The 6,000-nt window shown below is 54.0% G+C and carries 6 protein-coding genes and 1 tRNA gene; 1 reads left to right on the top strand and 6 read right to left on the bottom strand.

Translation table 11 applies throughout. From position 1 onward, the window contains the following. From ACESMB_RS10505 to ACESMB_RS10480, 6 genes are all read right to left on the bottom strand, one after another. Positions 1-198: ABC-three component system middle component 8 (locus ACESMB_RS10505; RefSeq protein ID WP_372971501.1), on the bottom strand; the 198-nt coding region annotated here is incomplete at its 3' end. Next, positions 192-1,145, bottom strand: coding sequence for an ABC-three component system protein (locus ACESMB_RS10500; RefSeq protein ID WP_372971500.1), 954 nt, complete (start codon positions 1,143-1,145; stop codon positions 192-194). The genes ACESMB_RS10500 and ACESMB_RS10505, both read right to left, overlap by 7 nt. A gap of 349 nt (positions 1,146-1,494) precedes the next feature. After that, positions 1,495-1,570, bottom strand: a tRNA-Phe gene (locus ACESMB_RS10495). A 108-nt stretch (positions 1,571-1,678) separates the two neighbouring features. Continuing rightward, positions 1,679-1,951 carry an oxidative damage protection protein gene (locus tag ACESMB_RS10490; RefSeq protein ID WP_372926399.1) on the bottom strand — a complete coding sequence of 91 codons (273 nt, stop codon included), beginning with the start codon at positions 1,949-1,951 and terminating at the stop codon, positions 1,679-1,681. A 52-nt stretch (positions 1,952-2,003) separates the two neighbouring features. Then, positions 2,004-3,068 (bottom strand): A/G-specific adenine glycosylase, encoded by a 1,065-nt coding sequence (gene mutY, locus ACESMB_RS10485; protein ID WP_372971499.1) that lies wholly within the window; start codon positions 3,066-3,068, stop codon positions 2,004-2,006. After that, the gene (locus ACESMB_RS10480) at positions 3,065-5,245 is read right to left on the bottom strand and encodes an AsmA family protein (RefSeq protein ID WP_372971498.1); all 2,181 of its coding nucleotides are present in this window, start codon (positions 5,243-5,245) and stop codon (positions 3,065-3,067) included. Before ACESMB_RS10480 ends, mutY begins: the two co-directional genes overlap by 4 nt. 195 nt (positions 5,246-5,440) lie before the next feature. Here ACESMB_RS10480 and ACESMB_RS10475 point away from each other — a divergent pair, with 195 nt between their 5' ends. Beyond that, the gene (locus tag ACESMB_RS10475; protein WP_372926396.1) at positions 5,441-5,902 is read left to right on the top strand and encodes an SRPBCC family protein; all 462 of its coding nucleotides are present in this window, start codon (positions 5,441-5,443) and stop codon (positions 5,900-5,902) included. Positions 5,903-6,000: the final 98 nt, after the last annotated feature.

The raw sequence follows: 6,000 nt of genomic DNA, 5'->3' as shown, positions 1-6,000 counted from the left end.
GTACCTAACTTTCCCCATAATAAAAAGAAAGCTGAGCGCTGGAATGTAAAGGTTCTCTCCGCCAGCAATACGGCTTTTAGTAAGTTTTAAAAGCTCAGAATATTCAATAATCCGATCGTCTTTCAATGCTTTTAACAAAAGCAATGCTGCGCTTATAATTGTGCTGTCGGGGTGTGAATATTTGGTTGGCCTCAACATTCTTCATCCTCGCCGATGTCACAGTTCCAATACATGTAAAATAGCATAGCCCTAGTCAAAGACCTGTGCCTTCTAAGATCTGGGTCGCGCTCCACCAGCGACCGAAAAATATGATTCAATACTTCATCAAAATTTTGATGGTCCTTCCTCTTTGCGATGATGTTGCACTGAAACTCATCAACTGTTGACTCATACATTTTTACAAATTTTGAGTTTTGTGGCGCCGAAAGGAAAGAGTCAATTTTGGGCGTTTCCTTCAAAAACCGGCTTCGCCAATATCGGGCACCCTCAACTGTAAAGTTGTTAATTTCGTTTTTTGTTTTATATTCGACCCGAGGGGTAGGAGGCGTGTCATCGATTGTTTTAAAGCTCGCCTTTTGGCCATCTAATGCTTGAATCACCTCAGCGAGGTCATCTGGTGAGACTAGGAGTGGTGCGTCAACAGGATCGAGGTGAACTTGATCAGGGATTTCTCGAAAGAACTTCAGCCACGATTCAAGCTGCTCGATACCGCATACTTTGATCTGGGACTGGGGCAGGTTACAAGCGCTTGATATATAGGAAACAATCTGACTTTCGCCATTTCCTGTCAAGCGTCTGTTAGCAATCAGAAGATAATTATCTAAATCACCTTTTGAAATTAAGCTTTGGATTCTAGGGATTTCTTTTTGAATAACGCAATTTTCATTGTCTTTGCTAAAAAAATCGCTTTCGGTAAAGCTTTTATTTAATCCAATTGTATGTTTTGCCTGGATTATTGTGGTTCCTTGCCAAGGTGAGCTCGTGCTTGGATACATCTCAGCTGTGCCAACGAATTTTGCGTCACGTCCACCGTCTGGACCCTTTGCAAACCCTTGTGTCGCTAACCCGAATAAACGCTGACAGATGGCAAGAACCAGTTCCTCGAATTGGCCGTCACTGAGATCAGAGTATGCATATTTCGCCATGTTTCGTCGGTGCCTTTCGGATTTTGTCTCTGCCGGTATGCTTGCTGGTAAACGTATACCCTACGTTCACTATAGGCAATTCGGAACGGCCTAAAATTAAGACCTGGTTTGCGCTCAGTCGTAAGGTGCGTTTGTCTGACGCGAATCGAGGGCTTTCGATTTCGCTCCGGTGTGTTCTTGGTCAGCCCCGTTTTGCGCATGAGGTCACCTCTTAGTCGAAGCTAGCAAAAAGGGGAGGAAATTATGGTCGGTTTCGTTGTTAGTAAATGAAAGTGCTTACATATTGCTTACAAATCCGAATTCCAGAAACAACAAAGCCCGCACAAGGCGGGCTAAGTCATTGAAATCTTGGTGCCCGGAGGCGGAATCGAACCACCGACACGGGGATTTTCAATCCCCTGCTCTACCAACTGAGCTATCCGGGCGCGTTGCGGTGCTGCTGTGCAACGGGGCGCTATTAAACCGGTTTAGGTTGCCTGAGTCAAGGCCGATCCGGCAAAATTTTAACAGGCGCTTTCGCAAGTTGAGTGCGCCTACTCCTCCGGCGGCACATACCCCTCGGCCTTGTCGAAGGGCTCGTTGTTAAAGAAGCGTTGCATCTGCGCCTGCAGGTACTTGCGGGTGTTGGGGTCCATCAGGCTCAGGTGCTTTTCGTTGATCAGCATGGTCTGCTGCGCCTGCCATTCGTCCCAGGCTTTCCTGCTGACGTTCTCGTAGATATCTTCGCCTTTTTTGCCTGGCATGGGCGGGAAATCCAGCCCTTCAAGTTCTTCCTGGTATTTGCGACAGAATACGGTGCGGCTCATGTCTGCTCCTGTTTGGAGGTCGTGTTGCTGAATCTTTACGGATGATAACAGATCAGAGCAGGAGGGTTTGCTCTGGCGAGGTCAGCAGGGTACGGATGGGTGCCGGCAGGCCCAGAGACAGGGCCTGGTCCCGGTGGATCCATTGCTGGTTGTCTGTGTCGCATACTCGCGCTGTGTCTTGCACGGTCAGCCGTGCTGGCTGAATGTGCAGGTGGTAATGGCTGAAAGTGTGGCGGAAACCGCTGGTGAGCTCCGGTTCGCTGCAGTTGAAGCCAAAGGCCTGCTGGCACGCATCCGACAGTTCTTCCGGGCCATAGGCCGGGTCCAGTTCCGGCAGGCTCCAGAGCCCGCCCCAGATGCCGCTGGGTGGTCTGCGTTCCAGCAGGATGCGCCCCTGTTGATCTTCCAGTATCACCATCCAGGTGGTTTTCTCGGGTTTGGTCTTTCTGGGTTTTGAGCCGGGATAGAGGCTGGTTTCACCCTTTGCATAGGCTTCGCATCCGGCTTGCAGGGGGCAGCTTTCACAGGCCGGGCGGCTGCGGGTACAGACCATGGCGCCGAGGTCCATGATGGCCTGGGTGTAGTCACGGATGCGCTGGTCGGGCGTATGTTCTTCGGCGCGGTCCCATAGCTGGTTCAGCACACTGGTTTTGCCGGGCCAGCCGGCAATGGCGTGGTAGCGGGCCAGCACCCGTTTCACGTTGCCGTCCAGTATTGCCGCCCGTTGCTGGTGGGCCTGGGCCAGAATAGCGGCAGCGGTGGAGCGGCCAATGCCGGGCAGGGCCTGCAGTTGTTCCTGATCCTTCGGAAATTGACCGTCGTGTTTCTCAACTACCTGCCGTGCGGCTTTCTGCAGGTTGCGGGCGCGGGCGTAATAACCAAGGCCGGACCAGTGGCTAAGCACATCGTCCACCGGTGCTTCGGCGAGCGCTGTCACATCCGGAAAGCTCTGCATAAAAGCTTCGAAGTAGGGGATAACGGTGCTGACCTGGGTCTGCTGCAGCATGATTTCCGAAACCCACACACGGTATGGGTTGCGGTCATGATGCCAGGGCAAGTCGTGCCTGCCATTCTCGTCGTACCAGGCCAGTATCCTGTGGGCAAAGCGATCGCTCATTGGCCGAAAATGCCCTTCAGTGCGTCTTTGACCTTTTCACCATCTTCGCCCAGGCGCTTGTCAATTTCTTCACTGGCCTTTTCAGCGGCCTTTTCTTTTGCCCGGTCGGTTTCCTCGCTGACTTTCTTGCGGGCAGCGTTGGCGGCAATGGTCTTCAGCGTGTCGCGGAAACGGGAGCCGTCGAAGGAGCAAAGGCCGCCCGGGTCCTCGGCAAAGTCGCCGCGGCACTCAACGGGAATAACTACGTCTTCCACGTATTCGGTCACCCGGCAGGCTTCGTCCCGGTGGATTTCACCGACGATGCGCAGGCCAATCTCGTAATCCAGGTCGGATGCGGCCAGATCCACGGTGCCGTCACCTTCCAGCCTCATGCCGGCAAGGGCTGCTACCAGGTCAGTATTGTTGACGGTGTTGCCGTCAATCCTGAGTGTGCCTTTCATGTCATTGAAGGGGGTGCTGGTACCCCAGTCTGACGTGTCCAGGCTTTCCTGGTTGACCATGGCAATGCCCTGGCAGGCCATTCGGGTAAGGTTCATGCGGGTGAACTCGCCCTCGGCCAGGTTGAAGTCGATCTCGCCGTTGGCGTTCTCGCGCAGGGCTGAGATGCGGTTACCGCTGGTTTTGACATTCACCGACATGTTGGCGCCGCCGGAGAGCATGTCCACCTCTGCCAGGTCTGTCAGCAGGGGAAGTGTCTGAACGTTCTCAATGTTCTTGGTAATGGTCCATTGAGGATTATCAGTGCGGGCATCCAGGACGACATTGGAGTCAAAGGAACCGTCATAGAGCTTGCCGCTGAAGTCTTCCACTTCCAGCCGACCGTCACGGGCGGTGATCATGGACTGGATATCGTTAATGGTGAGATTACTCACGATCAGTTCGCCCAGCCCGAGGTTGACGTCCAGCACTAGTGAACGCAGGGTCTCCAGTGGCAGAAGGTCGCCTTCCTCTGCAGTGCCGCCGCCCTGGGGTGCCTCCTCCTCGGCGGCAGGCTCTTCATCACTGGCAGGCGGCAGGTATCGGTCCGCGTTGATGGCGTCACCCTGCAGTTCCAGCCCAATGGCGCCGTTGGCGAGGCCGTAGCTCGCATCGCCCTTGAATGTAGTGTCGTCCAGGCTAATGGTCAGGGCGCTCAGTTCGACGGTACCGGCAGGGCCACCAATGTTGGTGGAGAAGGCAACTGCTTCCATTACGTCAGGGTCTTCGGTTTCAATGGCCGGCTGGCCAAGGGCCGCAAACAGAGCTTTCAGGGAAAACTCGTCAACGCTCAGGCTACCCTCAAGTTTGGGCTTGTCGCCGAAACCGTTCACAGAGAGGTCTGTGTTCAGTTTCAGGTCCGCCAGGCTGGCGGTAAAGCCATTGAGGGTTGCGGTCTCGTTTTCCAGATTGGCCTCCAGTGATCCTGTCAGTTCAGCGCGAACGGGTTCGTCAGCAAATGGTTCGCCGCTCATGTCGAATATGGCTTCGAGGCCCGATACGCCAAATTCATTGAGTGCCTCGTCGGCCTCCAGACGGGCACTTATGTCGCCTTTGACTGCAAACTGGGGCTGATTGGTAGCAAAGCGGAACGCTACGTTTAGCGGGAAGCTGGAGCCCAGCGTGATGTCGTTTGCGGTAACGGCGAAGTCTTCGAGGGTGAAGGCCTGGCCGGTGCGTTTATCCTCGTAATGAACCCGGGCGTTGCTGATTTCGACACTTTCCACATTGAAGTCAAGCGGCTCGCTGTCGCCGGTGTCTGCCTCGGTCGCTTGTTCTGGTGCCGGATCTTCCTGCTCCGGCTGCGCCTCGCCTTCCGGCATAATTCTCGTCCAGTTGCCGGTGCCTTCTTCGTCAACGGAAAGGTTGGCATCAAGTCCGTTCAGCACGAAGGTGTTTACCCGGGGCGACATGGTCACCAGAGACCAGAAACTCACTTTTGCAACTAGCTGGTCGAGGCGAACGAGCCGTTCGTCTTCCAGGGTGGCTTCAACGTCATTGAGTTCCAGCCCCAGGGGAATGAACGACCAGCCAATATCGCCGGCCAGAATCAGGTCAAGGTTGGTGCTGTCTTCAACCACCTTCTCGATCTGCGGCTTGTAGGTGTTGGGGTCGATGACGGCGATGGCGACAGCCACGGCGGCCATGGCAAGGATGATCAGGCCGACAATGGCGAGTGCCACATAACGAACAGCTTTCATGATTCTGGCGTCCTTCCGTTAATTCGTGTCCGGTTTCTGGGCGGTTTGTTAGCCCAAGGATAACCCAGGGGTAACAAAATAAAAGCCTGGATGTATGACAATACGCCGGTGATCAGCCAAAATAGACACCTTATTTCTACAGGATTTTATAAAGCAACGTAATGCGCGTCTTACAACGATAAAAAGGAGCAAGCAGTGGCTATTACTGTTTCTATTGAGCTGAACCGTGAGCTGGATCTGCCGGCCGGGTATGACGAAGTGTTTGATCTTCTGGCGGACGTTCCGAAATCAGCCAGCCACTTTCCCAAGGTGCATAACCTGGTGGATCTGGGCGACAACACCTACCGCTGGGAAATGGAAAAGGTGGGAGTGGACAAGCATGCCATCCAGTCGATTTACGCCTGTAAGTATTACGCCGACAGGGACAACGGCAAGATTACCTGGGAGCCGGTTAAGGGCGAAGGTAATGGGGTTGTGAAAGGCTCCTGGACCCTGAAGGCGAAAGACGACAGCACCACCGCGGTAAAATTCCAGACCAGTGCCGAGTTGACGGTGCCACTGCCGAGCCTGCTCAAGCTGGCGATCAGCCCGGTCATCAAACACGAATTCAACAGTCTGGTGGATACCTACATGAACAACCTGAAAAAAGCCTTCTGATGCCTGCGGCTATCACCGCCATAAAGGCCGTTACGGGACGCGGGAAGGGATAAAAGGTATAATACGTTCAGACAATTTTCCGGCATTTGCCGACTGAT

The sequence above is a fragment of the Marinobacter sp. genome, from assembly GCF_041686475.1.
In the GTDB taxonomy this organism is placed as follows: Bacteria; Pseudomonadota; Gammaproteobacteria; order Pseudomonadales; family Oleiphilaceae; genus Marinobacter.
Note: the sequence above shows the minus strand (reverse complement) of the source record. Positions and strands in the feature narration are given on the sequence as shown.